This is a genomic window from Comamonas aquatica NBRC 14918, assembly GCF_000739875.1.
In the GTDB taxonomy this organism is placed as follows: domain Bacteria; phylum Pseudomonadota; class Gammaproteobacteria; order Burkholderiales; family Burkholderiaceae_C; genus Comamonas; species Comamonas aquatica.
In genome coordinates this window covers 12,923-29,279 of the sequence record NZ_BBJR01000054.1, presented here as the reverse complement: position 1 = coordinate 29,279, position 16,357 = coordinate 12,923, and the positions used below count along the sequence as shown (strand labels likewise).

Sequence of the window (16,357 nt, the reverse complement as noted above, 5' to 3'; positions counted from 1 at the left end):
CGGTCTCAGCGGTTGAGCAGCAGCGGGGTGCCGTCGCGCACCTCCAGCGCGGCGGCCTGGCTGGCCACCAGCTCTTGCACCAGGGTCTCGACCCACTGCGTGGGGGACTGGGCGTCAAAGTACCGGGCGTGCAGCAGGCCCAGGTAGGGGGTCTGTTGGCACCAGGCGTGCACCTGGTTCAATGGCAGTTGCTGCCACTCCAGCAGCTTGTACTTGAGCAGCACCTTGGCGGCGTAGCGGGCATGGCGTTCGGGCTGGGCGATGAACCCCTGCAAACGCTGGCGCGCCCGGGCGAGGGCCGCGGCCACGTCCGTGAACAGTGGGCCGTGGCCGGGCAGCACCAGGGCGGGCTGCAACTGCTCGATCACGTCCAGCGTGGCGGCCACTTCGGCAAACGCCTGCGCCCCTTCGATTTCCGGAAACACCACGCCAAAGCCGTGCTCCCACAGCGCATCGGCAGAGATCAGCAGCCGGCGCTCGGGCTCGAACAGCACGATGGAGTGCGGGTCATGGCCGGGTGCGGCGTGCACCTGCCAGGGCCGCCCGCCCAGGGTGACCGTGCTGCCGGGCTGCAGCACACCGTCGGCCCGAAAACGGGGGCAGGACTGGCCGGTGGGGGTGTAGCTCAGGGCCACGGGGTCCCAGTCCTGCACCTGGGCGGCCTGCCCTGGGGCAATCCAGGTCTGCACCTCCGGCCAGCGCGCCTGCAGGGCGGCATTGCCGCCGCAGTGGTCACTGTGCAGGTGGGTGTTCAGGACGTGGGTGAGCGGCCGCGTGTCCAGGGTGCTGGCCACCAGGTCCACCGTCTGCTCTGCATGGCTGCAGTAGCCGGTGTCCACCAGGGCGGCGTCGTCGGGGCCCAGCAACAGGATGTTGTTGGCCGAGAGCCAGCCGCGTTCGAAAAAAAACATGCCGGGCCACAGGCTCGGCGTGGTCGAGTCCTGGGGCATGGCTAGTGGGCGGTGGTCTCGGGGCGGGGGGCCGGTGCACGCGCTGCCGTGGGGCGCAGCTCGCGGCGCAAGATCTTGCCGACGTTGGTCTTGGGCAGTTCGTCGCGGAACTCGATGTACTTGGGCCGCTTGTAGCCCGTGAGGTTGTCGTGGCAGTAGCGCAGCAGGCGCTCCTCGGTCAGTGTGGGGTCGTTCTTGATGACGAACACCTTGATGGCCTCGCCGGAGTGTTCATCCGGCACGCCCACGGCGGCACATTCGACCACGCCGGGGCACAGGGAGATGACGTTCTCCAGCTCGTTCGGGAAGACGTTGAAGCCGCTGACCAGGATCATGTCCTTCTTGCGGTCGATGATCTTGAAGAAGCCCTGTGCGTCCATCAGGCCGATGTCGCCGGTGCGCATGAAGCCATCGGCGGTGAAGGCCTTGGTCGTTTCCTCGGGCTGGCGGTAGTAGCCCTGCATGACGTTGGGGCCGCGGATGCAGATTTCGCCGTGCTCGCCCTGCGGCAGGGTGTTGCCGTCATCGTCCTTGATGGCCAGGTCAATCCCGGGCAGCGGCAGGCCGATGGTGCCGCTGAAGCGGGTGGCGTTGACCGGGTTGTTGGTGCCGATGGCGCAGGTCTCGCTCATGCCCCAGCCTTCGATCATGGCCTTGCCAGTCACTTTCTGCCATTCGCGGGCCGTGCCTTCGGAGGCCGCCATGCCGCCGGCCTGGGACACTGCCAGTGCCGAAAAGTCCAGGGCGCGGAACTTGGGGTTTTGCAGTAGCGCGTTGAACAAGGTGTTCACGGCCGGCAGGGTGTGGAAGGGGCGCTTGCGCAGCACCTCGACAAACTTGGGGATGTCGCGCGGGTTGGGAATCAGGCTGAGGCTGGAGCCCTGGCGCAGCGACAGCAGCAGCAGGGTCAGTGCGAAGATGTGGTACAGCGGCAGCGCGGCGATACCGTGGATCTTGCGCATGTCGCTTTGCCCGGCGTAGGCCGGGGCAAACCAGGCCTCGGCCTGCAGCGTGGCGGCAATGATGTTGCGGTGCGTCAGGATGGCGCCCTTGGACAGGCCGGTGGTGCCGCCGGTGTACTGCAGGAAGGCAATGCTGTCGCCGCTGACGTGGGGCTTGCGCAGCTGCAGGCGCGCACCGCGCGCCAGGGCTTGCTTGAATGGGGTGACGCTGCGGCCGTCCAGGGGCAGCTCGTAGGCGGGCACCATCTTGGCCAGGTGGCGTACGGCGAAGGTGATCCAGTGGCCGTACCAGAAGCCCAGCAGGTCGCCCATGGAGGCCATGCATACGTGCTGGATTGGGGTGCGCGGCAGGACGTCGGCCAGCGTGTGCGCGAAGTTTTCCAGGATGATGATGGCGGTGGCGCCGGAATCCTTGAGCTGGTGCTCCAGCTCGCGCGCCGTGTACAGCGGGTTGACGTTGACGCAGGTGTAGCCGGCACGCAGCACGCCGGCCATGCTGACGGCAAACTGCGGGATATTGGGCAGCATGATGGCCACGCGGGCGTCGGGCTCCAGGTGCAGGCTTTGCAGCCAGGCGCCCAGGTGCCGCGAGTGCTGGTCCAGGTCGCGGTAGCGCATCCATACGTCCATGCAGACCGTGAAGGGCTGGTCGGCATTCGTCCGTAAGGATTCCTCCAGCAGGTCCACCACCGAGGGGTAGGCCTCGGGGTCGATGGCATGGGGCACCCCGGCGGGGTAGTGGTTGAGCCACGGACGATCCATATCAGCGCCTTTCTGTCTGAAAACCACAATCAAGATTCAGAGCCCATTGTTGGAGGGGCGGCTGCCGCCCCGGGATGGGGCTTTTCCTAGGAACGCGGGCAAACCAGGGGGTGGGTTGGCCTGGACGCTCAAGAAAAATGCGTGCAACGTGCGGTTTTCGCAAATATCGTGGCACAACCCGCCTGTCTCCGTGGTGGGGTGCATAAAATCTTCCGACATGAGCACAGAACACACCCTCGATAAGCTGGACCGTTCCATCCTGCGTCGTCTGCAGGAAAACGGCCGTGAGACCTATGACGTGATCGGCGAGCAAGTCGGCCTGTCGCCCAGCGCCGTGCTGCGCCGGGTCAAGCGTCTGGAGGAAGCGGGGGTGATCGAGCGCTACGTGGCCCTGGTGCCGCCGGAAAAGGTGGGCCTTGGGCTGACAGCCTATCTGAATGTTCGCCTGGAAAAGAGCACCGAGATTCACAAGCGCAACCCCATGGATGCCTTCAAGCAGAGCGTGCAGAACTGGCCTGAGGTGGTGGAGTGCGCCTCGCTGACCGGGGACATGGATTACCTGCTGCGCGTGGTGGTGTCGGACATGCAGCACTACAGCCGCTTCATCATGGAAACCCTGCTCAAGCACCCCAGCGTGGCCGACTGCAAGACCAGCTTTGTGCTGGACCGCGTCAAGGCGACCACGTCGGTACCGGTGTGAGCTTCTGAAAGCATAGCGCTTGGCGCTCGCTGCATCAGCGATTCATATTTATATCTGAATGAATCGAAGATTGAACAAGCGCTGGCAGCTACGTTTTTTGCGAGTAGCGCCGCAACTCGCCACCACAGCACCGACCGGTGCTGTTTTTTTGTGGTGCAAATGCCGCGCAGCGGTCGCCAGAATGACAGCCGCTTGCCCCTGCGGGTACACAGTGCATGCGTTTTATGCTGCAATGCAGCAATTAAGCGTAAACCCTAGGTTTGTGCGCCGCCTGGGAAACACTGCTGTGGATGTGGCGCGCGATGCCTGAAAGAATGTGCCCAGCCGCACAGGACTTTTGACCCATGACCGAGCCTCTCCGTTGGATCACTGCCCCTTGGAAAGCCAGCCAGCAATGGCTGCGCAAAGCCGCGTCGGCCCGCAGCGTGCCGACCCTGGTGCCCATCCGTGAACTGTCCGCCCGCCACCGCGATCGCATCCGTGCGCACCTGCTCAAGCTGGATCCCAGCGACCGCTACCTGCGCTTCGGCTATGCCGCCAACGACGAACAGGTCAAGCGCTATGCGGACAACCTGAACTTCGACCGCGACGATATCTTCGGCATCTTCAACCGCCGGCTGGAGCTGATCGCCATGGCGCACCTGGCCTATACCGACCTGGCGCACCACAGCAACTGCGCGGAATTCGGGGTGTCGGTGCTGAAGACCGCACGCGGCCTGGGCCTGGGCACGCGCCTGTTCGCCCGCGCCGTCCTGCATTCGCGCAACAAGGGCGTGGAGATGATGTTCATCCACGCGCTGAGCGAGAACACCGCCATGCTCAAGATCGCCCGCAACGCCGGCGCCCGCGTGCAGCGTGACGGCACCGAGTCCGAGGCCTACCTGCAACTGCCCGCCGCCGGGCTGGACACCCATGTCTCCGAGCTGTGGGACAACCAGGTGGCCGAGGTGGACTACCAGCTCAAGAAGCAGGCCAAGCAGTTCTGGTCCATCCTGGCCGACGTGCAGGAAATCCGCCAGGACGTGCGCGAAGGCCGCCACAAATCGGCGCAGTAAGTCCTGCTCCCCGGGGCCGCTGTGCCCAGGCGCGCGGCACTGAGCTTGGAGGCCCGCAGTGAATCCGCTATCCTTGGTGCCCTCTCCACAACTGCATGTCCTGCACTGAACGTCTGTGTCAGACCCGCACCCTGCGCGCCACCCGGAGCGCGAAGACAAGCGCAGCTTTCTGCAAAAGATTGTCGAATTCATCCACCCGGGGCTCGACTCCAAGGATGAACTCATCGAAACCCTGGCCGAAGCCGAGGACAACGAAGTCATCGGCACCGAGGCTCGCGTGATGCTCGAGGGTGTGATCCGCATGGCGGACCGCACGGCCACCGACATCATGGTGGCGGCACCGCGCATGGACGTGCTGGACATCCACGCCCCCTGCGACGAACTGCTGGGCCAGGTGATCCGCACGGCGCACTCGCGCTTCCCGGTCTACGAGGGGGAGCGGGACAACATCATCGGCATTCTGATGGCCAAGGACCTGCTGAAGCTGCAGCGCTCGCCGTCCTTGAATCTGCGCGCCCTGCTGCGCCCGGCGATCTTCGTGCCGGAGACCAAGGGCCTGTACGACCTGCTGCGCGAATTTCGCACCAACCGCAACCACATGAGCATCCTGATCGATGAGTTCGGCAAGGTGTCGGGCCTGGTGACCATGGAGGACGTGCTGGAGGAAATCGTCGGGGAGATCGAGGACGAGTTCGACATCCCCGAAGAACACGGCGACATCTTCGCGCTGGCCGACAACACCTACCGCGTGGCAGGGCACACGCCGCTGGAGCGGCTGGCCGATGCTTTTGGCGTGCGCTTCGACCAGGAGGCCCAGGCCGAAGACTTTGAAACGATTGGTGGCTGGGTGAGCCATGCCATGGGGCGCCTGCCCAAGCGCGGCGAGTCCTGGGAGGTGGCCGGCCTGCAGTTCGTGGTGTTGCACGCCAAGGGCGGCGCGGTGCGCTGGTTCCAGGTGCGGCGCAGGGACGATGGAACGACGGAAAGTGTGAGCGAATGACGATGGCGCGGGCCCATGGGCTCTCTTTCAGGGCGCCTGCCCGACCCGCCTGGGGGTGGTGGTGCGGGGTGCTGCTGGCCGGTGGGCTGCAGGCTGCGGCCCTGGCCTGGCCTGGCAGCGGACAACCGCTGTGGTGGCTGCAAATCCTGTCACTCAGCCTGCTGTGCCTGGCGGTGCAGCGCGCGCCCAGTGCCCGGCAGGCGGCATGGCGCGGCTGGCTGTTTGCCACCGCCTGGCTGTGCGGCACCTTCTGGTGGTTGTTCATTTCGATGCATACCTATGGCGGCCTGCCGGCGCCCCTGGCGGTGCTGGCCGTCCTGGCGCTGGCCGCCTTCCTGGGCAGTTACTACGCCGTGGCCGCCTGGGTCTGGCGCCGTGCGGACTGTGCCGGATGGCGCGCCGTGCTGTTGTTTGCCGCATGCTGGACCATCGCAGAACTGGCGCGTGGCACCTTGTGGACCGGTTTCCCCTGGGGGGCAGGCGGCTACGCCCATGTTGAGGGCCCATTGTCGGTTTGGCCGCGCTGGCTGGGGGTCTACGGCACCGGTGCGGTGGCTGCCGCCTTGGCGATGGCGCTGGTCCAGGTCGCACCGCTGTGGCAGCGCGACCGGGTGTCGCTGGGCGTGGGCGCGGTGGTGCTGGGTCTGTGGGTGGCTGCCGCCTGGGTGCAGCAGCAGGCCCAGGCCGTACCGGGGCGCGCGCCGGTGTCGGTGGCCTTGCTGCAGGGCAATATTCCGCAAGATGAAAAATTCATTCCGAGTGGCGGCATTGCGCGGGCTTTGGAGTGGTACGGGCTGCAACTGCTGCAAAAACCTGCAGCGCTGGTGGTGGCGCCCGAAACGGCGATTCCGGTGTTGCCCCAGCAATTGCCGGCGGACTATCTGGCCGCCATCTCGACCCCCTACCGGGAGCCGGGTAGCCCTTCGGCCGCCCTGATCGGCATGCCCTTGGGGAGTGAAGCGCAGGGCTATAGCAATGCGGTGGTGGGTTGGGTGCCAGGGGAAATGACAGAATATCGGTACGACAAGCACCACTTGGTGCCCTTTGGCGAGTTCGTGCCGCCCTTGTTCCAGTGGTTTGTCCGCATGATGGACATTCCCCTGGGGAGCTTTGCCCGCGGCAGCGTCGGGCAGGCGCCGATGGCGTGGCATGGCGAGCGCTGGGCCCCGAATATCTGCTACGAAGACCTGTTTGGCGAAGAACTGGGGGCGCATTTCAGCCAGGCTGCGACCGCTCCCACCGTGCTGGTCAATGTGAGCAATATTGCGTGGTTTGGCGACAGCATTGCGGTGGACCAGCATTTGCACATCAGCCGCATGCGGGCGCTGGAGTTCGAGCGTCCGATGCTGCGTGCCACCAACACCGGGGCCACCGTGGTGATCGATCACCGGGGGGCGGTCACGGCTTCGCTGCCGTCGCACACCCAGGGGGTCCTGGTGGCCGAGGTGCAAGGGCGCGATGGCGTGACACCGTTTGCCTTCTGGGTGTCGCGCCTGGGCTTGTGGCCGCTGTGGCTGGGCTGCATGGCGGTGGTGGTCTGGGGTGCCAGACCGCGCAGAAAAAATTGAGCAAACAGGGTGTGATTGACACGTTGTGCGGAGTTTGCAGGGACTTTCGGCCGAGAAACGGCCTGTGAACTTCCATAATGTGTGGCTGTACGCCGCACATGTATAAACTCCTGCGATTACACACACGAGAAACCAAGCAGTGGCCAACGCCGCTGCCAAGCAAGTTAGACAAATGGCTGATTCTTTTTCCTACGAACAACTGATCGCATCTGGTGAGGGTAAGTTGTTCAAGCCCGACAGCGGACGTTTGCCTCTGCCTCCGATGCTGATGTTCGACCGCATCACGCACATCTCCGAAGACGGTGGCGCGCACGGCCTGGGCAAGATCGTGGCGGAGCTGGACGTGAACCCCGATCTGTGGTTCTTCAAGTGCCATTTCCAGGGCGACCCCGTCATGCCAGGCTGCCTGGGCCTGGATGCCATGTGGCAGCTGATCGGCTTTTACTTGACCTGGCTGCAACTGCCCGGCCGTGGCCGTGCGCTGGGTGCTGGTGAAGTCAAGTTCACAGGCGAAGTGGGTCCGAATGTGAAGCTGGTGCGCTACGAAATCGATATCAAGCGTGTGATCAAGCGCAAGCTGAACATGGCGATTGGGGATGCACGTTTGCTGGCCGACGGCCAGGAAATCTATGTGGCCAACGATCTGCGCGTGGGGCTGTTCCTGCGTGAAGGCGACGGCCAAGGGACAGCGGCATGAAAAAGCGCGTAGTCATCACGGGCGCGGGCATTGTCTCGTGCATTGGTAACGATCTGGCCACCGTAGAGACCTCCCTGCGGGAAGGTCGCTCGGGCATCAAAGCCATGCCGCAGTTCACCGAACTGGGCATGCGCAGCCAGGTTGCCGGTATTCCCGAGATCGACATCGAAGCGCGCATTGACCGCAAGCAGCTGCGTTTCATGGGCGATGCGGCAGCCTATGCCCAGATCGCACTGGAAGATGCGATTGCCCAGGCGGGCCTGACGCCCGAGATGGTGAGCCATCCGCGCACCGGTCTCATCATGGGCTCGGGCGGTGGTTCGCCGGCCAACCAGATCGAGGCGGCCGACACCCTGCGCGAGAAGGGCATCCGTCGCGTGGGACCGTACCAGGTCACGCGCTGCATGAGCTCCACGGTCTCGGCCTGTCTGGCGACCAACTTCAAGGTCAAGGGCATCAACTACTCCATCACCTCGGCCTGCTCCACCTCGGCCCACTGCATCGGTGCCGCGGCCCAGCAGATCGCCTGGGGCATGCAGGACGTGATGTTTGCCGGCGGCGGTGAAGAGCTGTCCTGGGGCATGTCCCTGCTGTTCGACGGCATGGGCGCCATGTCCAGCAAGTACAACGAGACGCCCGAGAAGGCCTCGCGTGCCTACGACGCTCATCGCGATGGCTTTGTGATCGCCGGCGGCGGCGGTGCCGTGGTGCTGGAGAGTCTAGAGCATGCGCTGGCGCGCGGTGCGACCATCCTGGCCGAAGTGGTGGGCTTTGGCGCCACCAGCGATGGCGAAGACATGGTGGCGCCTTCGGGCGACGGCGCCATTGCCTGCATGAAGCAGGCCATGGAAACTGTGGATGGTCCTATCGACTACATCAACACCCATGGCACCTCGACCCCGGTGGGTGACATGCAGGAAGTGCGCGCGATGCAGGTGCTGTTTGGCGACCAGGTGCCACCTTTCTCGTCCACCAAGTCGCTGACCGGCCATTCGCTGGGGGCGACCGGTGCGCAGGAAGCCATCTACTGCCTGATCATGCTGAACAAGGGCTTCATCGCCGGGTCCGCCAACGTGGACACGCCCGATGACAGTCTGGGCGCCATGCCGCTGGTGACGAAGACGCGTGATGCGCAGCTGACCACGGTGCTGTCCAACAGCTTCGGCTTTGGCGGCACCAATGCCAGCCTGGTGCTGCGTCGCTGGACGGGGGCCTAAAGCTGTCCCATCATAGAAGCGGCGCGCACGGGTGGCACAAGCTGTTGCCCGTGGCGCCGCTGGCAGTTGCCCTCCCTCACGTTTGCTGCGGTTCACACCTATGAAGCTGGCCATCCTGGATCGGATCGGGACCCTCCATGCCGAGGGCGAAGATGCCCTTGTCCCGCTGAAGGACTGGCAACCCCAGCCCGGCGTGCTGGAGGCGATTGCGCAGCTCAACCGGGGCGGCTGGCACGTGGCGCTGGCCACCAACCAGCCCGGCCTCGGGCGTGGGAGCTTCGATGTGACGGAGCTCAACACCCTGCATTTGCGCATGCAGCGCGAGCTGGCGGCGGTGGGGGCCCGGGTCGAGGCCGTGTTCTTCTGCCCGCACACCCCCGACGAAGCCTGCCAGTGCCGCAAACCGGCACCCGGTTTGCTGCAGCAGATCGCCAGCCGCTATGGGGCTGAGCCGCACCAGGTTTGGGTCATCGGCCAGGACGCTGTCCACCTGCAAGCCGGCGAGGCGATGGGCGCCCGCCTGGTGTGGGTGGGCACCGATGCCGCCCAGACTGTTATCCCCCCCGTGGCGCAGCCGGTGGCCTGCTACCCAGACTGGGCCGCGGTGGCGGATGCGCTGGCTCCAGATGCCCAGGCGTCGCCCCCCTTGCAGGCGGCATGAGGCCGGATCGCAACCGTTTGGCAACGCCGGCCTCTTTGCATTTTTAGGATTGTTCCCATGTCATTTCTGCGCTCCCTGGTCCACATGCTGTGGATGGGCATCACCGTCATCCCCTACACGCTGCTGATCTTGCTGGTGCGTGTGTGCGGCGGCTCGCCGGCGGCCCGCTGGACGATTGCGCGCGCCTGGCTCAAGCTGAGCGTGGACAGCGCGGGCTGGTTCTGCGGCGTTAAGTACCGCGTGCAGGGCATGGAGCACCTGCCCACCGACCCGCAGCAGGGCGTGGTGCTGCTGTGCAAGCACCAGTCCACCTATGAGACCTTTCTGATGCCGGCCATCATGCCGCGCGCCCTGGCCTATGTGTTCAAGAAGGAGCTGCTGAGCATTCCCTTCTTCGGCTGGTCCATCGGCAGCCTGGACATGATCCACATCGACCGCAAGCACGGCTCGCGCGCCTTCCACAAGGTGGTGGAGCAGGGCAAGCGCCTGCTGGCCCAGGGCATCTGGGTCATCATGTTCCCCGAAGGCACGCGCGTGGCGCGTGGCGAAGTGGGCGAGTACAAGACCGGCGCCACGCGCCTGGCCATCATGACCGGTGTGCCCGTGGTGCCGATTGCCGTCACCTCGGCCAAGTGCTGGCCGCGCAAGTCCTTCGTCAAGACCCCCGGCGTGGTGGATGTCTCCATCGGCCCGATGATCCCCAGCGCGGGGCGCAAGCACGAAGAGCTGATGGAAGAGGTGCAGGCATGGATCGAAGGCGAGATGCGCCGCCTGGACCCCGCGGCCTACCCTGCGGCACTGCCTGACCGTTCCAGCACACCTGCCGCTTGAACGCCCCGGCCTACGCCCACCCGCAAGCCACGCACACCGTCCCTTTGGGCGGTGCCCGCGTGGCTTATATGCTGGTGCGCAGCCGCCGGCGCAGCATCGGGCTGGAGGTGGGGGCCAGCGGCCTGACCATCCGCGCGCCCTTGCGCGTCAGCGTGGCCCAGATCGAATCGGCCCTGCAGGACAAAGCCCAGTGGGTGCTGGACAAGCTGGCCGCCTCGGCCCTGCGCGTGCAGCAGACCCCGCAGGTGGACTGGGGCCAGGGCGCGCAGCTGCCGTATCTGGGCGGGCTGCTGACCTTGCAGTTGCACCCGGCAGCCCCGCGCGGCTGTGAGCTGCTGGCCGTGGGCGAGGGGCGCTGGGTGCTGCACGTGCCGCTGCCGGTCGATGCGCTGCCCGCCAGCGTGCGCGCCCAGGTCCATGCCTGGTGGTTGCGCCATGCGCGCCTGCTGTTGACACAGCGTCTGCAGCGCTTCGCCCCCGACTTGGGCGTGCAATGGCGCAGCCTGCGGCTGACGAATGCGCGCACCCGCTGGGGCAGCGCCAAGCACGACGGCGGCATCATGCTGAACTGGCGCCTGCTGCACTTTCGCCTGCCGGTGCTGGACTATGTGGTGGTGCACGAGCTGTCCCACCTGCGCGTGATGGACCACAGCCCGCGCTTCTGGGCGGTGGTGGCTTCGGTGTGTCCGGACTACACCCGCCTGCGCGCCGAGCTGCGTCAGCAGCCGATTCCGGAGTGGGATCTGTAAAAAGTGAGCGCCTGGCGCACGGATGGCTGCACTTTGAAATCTATTTGTATTTGAAGTGATCGTTGGGCAGGCGCAAGCAGCTATGCTTTTTGCTAGGCCTGGATTGGCAGCCCATGCCTGCTGTGCCACACTGACGGGCAGTTTTTCCCCAAGGATGGCCATGACCACACCCCAAGATTTGACCGTGATTCCTGCTGCCGCCTATGCCGGCGACATTCCGGCCGCGCTGGCCTGGCAGTGGGTGCAGGCCGGTTCGGCCGTGCTGGTGGATGTGCGCACGGACGCCGAGCGGGCCTGGGTGGGCCAGGTGCCCGGTGCCGTGCCGGTCGAGTGGAAGCAATGGCCCGGCATGGCCAACAACCCGAATTTCGACGCCCAGTTGCAGGCGGCGGTGCCGCCGGGCGGCAAGGTCGTGCTGCTGTGCCGCAGCGGCGTGCGCTCGGTCGCCGCTGCCACGCGGGCGGCGCAATTGGGCATCGAGGCCTACAACATCCTCGAGGGTTTCGAGGGCGACATCGACGCCAACGGCCACCGTGGCCAGCTCGGCGGCTGGCGCAAGCAGGGCCTGCCCTGGCGCCAGTGATGAGGGCTTAACCGCGATAACCCTTAGGATTTGCGCTTTGCCAGCGCCATGCGTCAGCGCACATGGTGGCGAGGTCATATTCGGCGGTCCAACCTAGCAACTCCTGGGCTCGTGCTGGGTTGGCGTAACAACTGGCGATGTCGCCTGGGCGCCGCGGAGCCATGATGTATGGCAAGCTTTTCCCGCAAGCTTGTTCGAATGCCCGGATCACTTCCAGCACGCTATGGCCTTGACCAGTTCCCAAGTTGATGGTTTGCAGGTCGGGCCCTGTGAGATGCTGCAGCCTTTCAAGGGCCTTGACGTGCCCACGTGCCAAATCTACGACGTGCAGATAGTCTCTAACCCCTGTTCCGTCCGGGGTGTCGTAATCGTTGCCAAATATTTGAATGTGTTCACGCCGGCCAACTGCAACTTGGGCGATGTATGGCAGCAGATTATTGGGAATATCTGCGGGGTCTTCACCAATACGTCCACTGGGATGAGCTCCAATAGGGTTGAAGTAGCGCAGCACTGTCAAAGCCCAGTTTGAGGAAGAATGGTGAACATCGGCCAGGATTTCCTCAACCATCAATTTGCTGCGGCCGTAGGGATTGGTGCTGGATGTGGGATGGTGTTCGTCCAAGGGCAGGTAACTGGGTGTTCCATACACAGTCGCGGAAGAACTGAAGACCAGTTTAAACACCTTGCAGGCTTGCATGGCACGTAGTAGCACCAACGTGCCATTGACGTTGTTATCGAAGTAGTCGATAGGCTGGCTCACCGACTCGCCGACGGCCTTCTTCCCCGCGAAGTGCACGACGCTGTCAATCCCATGCTGGGTCAATGCATCTGTGAGCGCGTATTGATCTCGTACATCACCTTGTATTGTGGGGACGTGCTGCCCCGTAATGGCTTCGACACGGCGAACGGCTTCGATGTGGCTGTTCGAAAAATTGTCAAAGATCACCACATCATGACCGTGTTGCAATAGTTCAATCGCCGTGTGTGTGCCTATGTATCCGGCACCGCCTGTCAGCAGGGTTTTCATTGTCAAGGGCAGTTCGTAGGAAAACGCAAATTGTAGAAAAGAACGCGCGTATTCCTCGGAACTACACAAAGCGCCCTGCTGGCGCTGGACGCTGTGAAGAAGTGGTCACAGCGCCGGAATGCGCAGCTTCTGTCCCGGGTAAATCTTGTCCGGGTGGGACAGCATGGGCTTGTTGGCCTCGAAGATGGCGGGGTACTTGTTGGCATCGCCGTAGTACTTCTTGGCAATCGCCGACAGCGTGTCGCTGCGCACCACGTCGTGGTATTGGGCCTCGGGCTCCGGCTGGGTCACGGTCATCTGGTTGTCCACGGCGGTCACGCTGGCCACGTTGCCGCAGCACAGGGTGACCTTTTCCTTGATGGCCTGGGTGGGGGCCTCGCCGGTCACGGTGACCTTGCCCTGGTTGCCGTCGTAGTGCACTTTGAGCTGGCTGACGCCCAGCTTCTGCACCCCGATGTAGGTTTCAATCGCCGCTGCCGCCTTGGCATTCAGCGCCTCCTGGGAGGTGTCGGGCGCCGCGGCGTGGGCATCCTTGCCGCCGAACAGCTTTTCGCCGGCTTCCTTGATGAAACTGAAAAGGCCCATGCGTGTACTCCTGAAAAAGGGTGGTGATGGAACTGGCACTGTAGCGGCAAGGTGCGGGGGGCTGGGTCAGACCGTTCCTACGTGGAATTTTTTGACAATCTGTGGCGCGCCATGGGCGGGTGAAGGGCTGAATCGCCAAAAGCACAGAGGTGGCCGGGCAAAAATCTTGATAATGCCGCCCATGACTTTTTTGGCCATCGATATCGGCAACACCCGCTTGAAGTGGGCGATGTATGACTCTCCCCGTCCCGGCGCGGCCTTGCTGGCGCATGGCGCGGAGTTTCTGGAGCACATTGAGCGCCTGGCGGAAGGCCCCTGGAGCAAGCTGCCGCCGCCGACGCGCATGCTGGGCTGCGTGGTGGCCGGCGAGACCGCGCGCCGCCGGGTGCACGATCAGATGGAGCTGATGCTGGGCTGGGAGGTGGAGCCGCGGTGGGTGGTGCCGGCGCTGCAGGAGGCGGGCGTTACCAATGGCTACGACCATCCCTCGCGCCTGGGCGCCGACCGCTGGGTGGCCATGATCGGGGCGCGCCACCACATCCTGCAGCGCGGCAACGAGCGGCCCCTGATCGTGGTCATGGTTGGCACGGCCGTGACGGTGGATGCCCTGGATGCCCAGGGCCACTTCCTGGGCGGTCTGATCTTGCCGGGCCACGGCATCATGCTGCGCGCGCTGGAAAGCGGCACCGCCGGCCTGCATGTGCCGACCGGATCGGTCACCCCGTTTCCCAGGAACACCAGCGATGCGCTGACCAGCGGCGGCACCTATGCGATTGCCGGGGCGGTGGAGCGCACCTACCAGCACCTGTACCTGCACTGCAGCATGGAGCCGGCCTGCATCATGGCCGGTGGTGCGGGCTGGAAGATGGTGCCCAGCATGACGCGCCCGTTCGAGCTTGTGGACAACCTGATCTTCGAAGGTCTGCTGGTGATGGCGCAGCAGCGCTGGGGATAGCGCTGTCTCCCTCAAAGGGCTGAAGGTGCTCGATAATGAGCAGCATTTTTTGACGTACTGAGTATTTCCCATGATTCTTGTGACTGGTGGTGCAGGCTTTATTGGCGCCAATTTCGTTTTGGACTGGTTGGCCGCCACCAATGAACCCGTCGTGAATGTCGATAAGTTGACCTATGCAGGTAACTTGGAAAACTTGGCCAGCTTGCAAGGTGATACACGTCATGTGTTTGTGCAGGCGGACATTGGCGATAGCACGGTCCTCTCGGCCTTGCTGCAGCAGCACCAGCCGCGTGCCGTGCTGAACTTCGCGGCAGAAAGCCATGTGGACCGCTCCATCCACGGCCCGGAAGATTTCATCCAGACCAATGTGGTGGGCACCTTCCGCCTGCTGGAGGCTGTGCGCGCCTATTGGAGTGGTTTGCCGGCGGATGCCAAGTTGGCCTTTCGCTTTCTGCACGTGTCCACGGACGAGGTCTACGGCACGCTGGGCGCCACCGACCCGGCCTTCACCGAATCGCACAACTACGAGCCCAACAGCCCGTACTCGGCCAGCAAGGCAGCCAGCGACCACCTGGTGCGCGCCTGGCACCACACCTATGGCCTGCCGGTGCTGACCACCAATTGCAGCAACAACTACGGCCCGCTGCATTTCCCCGAAAAGCTCATCCCGCTGATGATCGTGAACGCCCTGGCGGGCAAGCCCCTGCCCATCTATGGCGATGGCCAGCAGATCCGCGACTGGCTGTATGTGCGTGACCATTGCAGCGCCATCCGCCGCGTGCTGGAAGCAGGCCGGCTGGGCGATACCTACAACGTTGGCGGCTGGAACGAGCAGGCCAATATCGACATCGTGAAGACCGTGTGCGCCCTGCTGGACGAGCTGCGCCCGCGCGACGATGGCCGCTCGTATGCCGAGCAGATCCGCTTTGTGCAGGACCGTCCCGGCCACGATCGCCGCTATGCCATCGATGCGCGCAAGCTGGAGCGCGAGCTGGGCTGGAAGCCCGCCGAAACCTTTGAGACCGGCATCCGCAAGACCGTGCAGTGGTACCTGGACCACCCCGAGTGGGTGGCCCACGTGCAGTCCGGCAGCTACCGCGACTGGGTGCACCAGCAGTACAGCGCGCAGGAGCCGGCATGAAGATACTGCTGCTGGGCTGCGCGGGCCAGGTCGGCTGGGAGCTGCAGCGCAGCCTGGCGGTGCTGGGCGAGGTGGTGGCCTTGGACCGCCGCAGCACGCCGCTGTGCGGCGACATCGGCCAGTTGCAGGCCCTGGCGCAGACCGTGCGCATGGTGCGCCCGGACGTGATCGTCAATGCCGCGGCCCACACGGCCGTGGATAAGGCAGAAAGCGAACCCGAACTGGCGCGCCTGTTGAATGCGGCGGCCCCGGGCGTGCTGGCGCACGAGGCCCTGGCCCTGGATGCGCTGCTGGTGCACTACAGCACCGACTATGTGTTCGATGGCAGCGGCACGGCGCCGCGTGACGAACAGGCCCCGGTGGCGCCGCTGTCGGTGTACGGCCAGACCAAGCTGGAGGGCGAGCAGGCCATGCAAGCCAGTGGCTGTCGGCATCTGATCTTCCGCACCAGCTGGGTCTACGCCGCGCGCGGCGGCAACTTTGCCAAGACCATGCTGCGCCTGGCCCAGGAGCGCGAGCGCCTGACGGTCATCAACGACCAGTGGGGTGCTCCCACGGGCGCAGACCTGCTGGCCGATGTGACGGCGCATGCCATCCGCCATGTGCAGCGCCACCCCCAGGACCAGGGCCTGTACCACTGCGTGGCCGGCGGCGCGACCACCTGGCATGCCTACGCCCGTGAGGTCATCGACCAGGCGCGGCAGCTGCGGCCAGACCTGCACTGGCCGGTGCGCGAGGTGGCGCCGGTGCCGACCAGCGCCTTTCCCACACCGGCGCGGCGCCCGGCCAATTCGCGGCTGTCGTCCGATAAGCTGCAGCGTACGATGGGCCTGTACCTGCCGCCGTGGCAGCAGGGCGTGGCTCGCATGCTGCGCGAGATTTTGTAGTAAACCGTTAAAACTGGCTCCAGCCCT

The 16,357-nt window shown here is 64.7% G+C and carries 17 protein-coding genes; 13 read left to right on the top strand and 4 right to left on the bottom strand.

Annotation, left to right across the window (positions count from 1 at the left end):
- Nucleotides 1-5: 5 nt before the first annotated feature.
- Both CA2_RS13020 and CA2_RS13015 read right to left on the bottom strand, forming a co-directional pair.
- Nucleotides 6-950 (bottom strand): MBL fold metallo-hydrolase, encoded by a 945-nt coding sequence (locus CA2_RS13020; RefSeq protein WP_042417955.1) that lies wholly within the window; start codon nucleotides 948-950, stop codon nucleotides 6-8.
- 2 nt (nucleotides 951-952) lie between these two features.
- Nucleotides 953-2,674, bottom strand: coding sequence for an AMP-binding protein (locus tag CA2_RS13015; RefSeq protein WP_042417954.1), 1,722 nt, complete (start codon nucleotides 2,672-2,674; stop codon nucleotides 953-955).
- 217 nt (nucleotides 2,675-2,891) lie between these two features.
- Between CA2_RS13015 and CA2_RS13010 the strand changes: the two genes are divergently transcribed.
- The 10 genes from CA2_RS13010 to CA2_RS12965 all read left to right on the top strand — a co-directional run bounded on the left by CA2_RS13010 (nucleotide 2,892) and on the right by CA2_RS12965 (nucleotide 11,735).
- Entirely contained in the window at nucleotides 2,892-3,374 is a 483-nt protein-coding gene (locus tag CA2_RS13010; RefSeq protein ID WP_042417951.1) for an Lrp/AsnC family transcriptional regulator, read from the top strand.
- A gap of 344 nt (nucleotides 3,375-3,718) precedes the next feature.
- Complete coding sequence (locus CA2_RS13005) at nucleotides 3,719-4,429, top strand: GNAT family N-acetyltransferase (protein ID WP_042417947.1); 711 nt, start codon at nucleotides 3,719-3,721, stop codon at nucleotides 4,427-4,429.
- 115 nt (nucleotides 4,430-4,544) lie between these two features.
- Nucleotides 4,545-5,429: a CorC family transporter gene (locus CA2_RS13000; protein WP_042417944.1), complete on the top strand. Its 885-nt coding sequence runs from the start codon at nucleotides 4,545-4,547 to the stop codon at nucleotides 5,427-5,429.
- A gap of 2 nt (nucleotides 5,430-5,431) precedes the next feature.
- Nucleotides 5,432-6,997 (top strand): apolipoprotein N-acyltransferase, encoded by a 1,566-nt coding sequence (gene lnt, locus CA2_RS12995; protein WP_042417941.1) that lies wholly within the window; start codon nucleotides 5,432-5,434, stop codon nucleotides 6,995-6,997.
- A 172-nt stretch (nucleotides 6,998-7,169) separates the two neighbouring features.
- Nucleotides 7,170-7,694 carry a bifunctional 3-hydroxydecanoyl-ACP dehydratase/trans-2-decenoyl-ACP isomerase gene (gene fabA / locus CA2_RS12990; RefSeq protein WP_042417937.1) on the top strand — a complete coding sequence of 175 codons (525 nt, stop codon included), beginning with the start codon at nucleotides 7,170-7,172 and terminating at the stop codon, nucleotides 7,692-7,694.
- Nucleotides 7,691-8,911: a beta-ketoacyl-ACP synthase I gene (gene fabB, locus CA2_RS12985; protein ID WP_042417934.1), complete on the top strand. Its 1,221-nt coding sequence runs from the start codon at nucleotides 7,691-7,693 to the stop codon at nucleotides 8,909-8,911. The genes fabA and fabB overlap by 4 nt, the downstream gene beginning before the upstream one ends.
- A 100-nt stretch (nucleotides 8,912-9,011) precedes the next feature.
- Nucleotides 9,012-9,572 (top strand): D-glycero-alpha-D-manno-heptose-1,7-bisphosphate 7-phosphatase, encoded by a 561-nt coding sequence (locus CA2_RS12980; protein ID WP_042417931.1) that lies wholly within the window; start codon nucleotides 9,012-9,014, stop codon nucleotides 9,570-9,572.
- A 57-nt stretch (nucleotides 9,573-9,629) separates the two neighbouring features.
- A complete protein-coding gene (locus CA2_RS12975) occupies nucleotides 9,630-10,403 on the top strand; it encodes a lysophospholipid acyltransferase family protein (protein WP_042417928.1) in 774 nt (257 codons plus the stop codon).
- Complete coding sequence (locus CA2_RS12970) at nucleotides 10,400-11,152, top strand: M48 family metallopeptidase (protein ID WP_042417924.1); 753 nt, start codon at nucleotides 10,400-10,402, stop codon at nucleotides 11,150-11,152. The genes CA2_RS12975 and CA2_RS12970 overlap by 4 nt, the downstream gene beginning before the upstream one ends.
- 154 nt (nucleotides 11,153-11,306) lie before the next feature.
- A complete protein-coding gene (locus tag CA2_RS12965) occupies nucleotides 11,307-11,735 on the top strand; it encodes a rhodanese-like domain-containing protein (protein ID WP_042417922.1) in 429 nt (142 codons plus the stop codon).
- 7 nt (nucleotides 11,736-11,742) lie between these two features.
- On the opposite strand, the gene galE is transcribed toward CA2_RS12965, so the two are convergent.
- Nucleotides 11,743-12,762 (bottom strand): UDP-glucose 4-epimerase GalE, encoded by a 1,020-nt coding sequence (gene galE, locus CA2_RS17655; protein WP_081889001.1) that lies wholly within the window; start codon nucleotides 12,760-12,762, stop codon nucleotides 11,743-11,745.
- 105 nt (nucleotides 12,763-12,867) lie between these two features.
- Nucleotides 12,868-13,347: a peptidoglycan-binding protein LysM gene (gene lysM / locus CA2_RS12955; protein WP_042417917.1), complete on the bottom strand. Its 480-nt coding sequence runs from the start codon at nucleotides 13,345-13,347 to the stop codon at nucleotides 12,868-12,870.
- Nucleotides 13,348-13,528: 181 nt separating this feature from the next.
- Between lysM and CA2_RS12950 the strand changes: the two genes are divergently transcribed.
- The 3 genes from CA2_RS12950 to rfbD all read left to right on the top strand — a co-directional run bounded on the left by CA2_RS12950 (nucleotide 13,529) and on the right by rfbD (nucleotide 16,330).
- On the top strand, nucleotides 13,529-14,302 hold the full coding sequence (locus tag CA2_RS12950; RefSeq protein ID WP_042418018.1) for a type III pantothenate kinase: 774 nt from the start codon (nucleotides 13,529-13,531) through the stop codon (nucleotides 14,300-14,302).
- A 70-nt stretch (nucleotides 14,303-14,372) separates the two neighbouring features.
- Nucleotides 14,373-15,443 (top strand): dTDP-glucose 4,6-dehydratase, encoded by a 1,071-nt coding sequence (gene rfbB, locus CA2_RS12945; protein ID WP_042417914.1) that lies wholly within the window; start codon nucleotides 14,373-14,375, stop codon nucleotides 15,441-15,443.
- Entirely contained in the window at nucleotides 15,440-16,330 is an 891-nt protein-coding gene (rfbD, locus tag CA2_RS12940) for a dTDP-4-dehydrorhamnose reductase (RefSeq protein WP_042417912.1), read from the top strand. Before rfbB ends, rfbD begins: the two co-directional genes overlap by 4 nt.
- Nucleotides 16,331-16,357 lie beyond the last annotated feature (27 nt).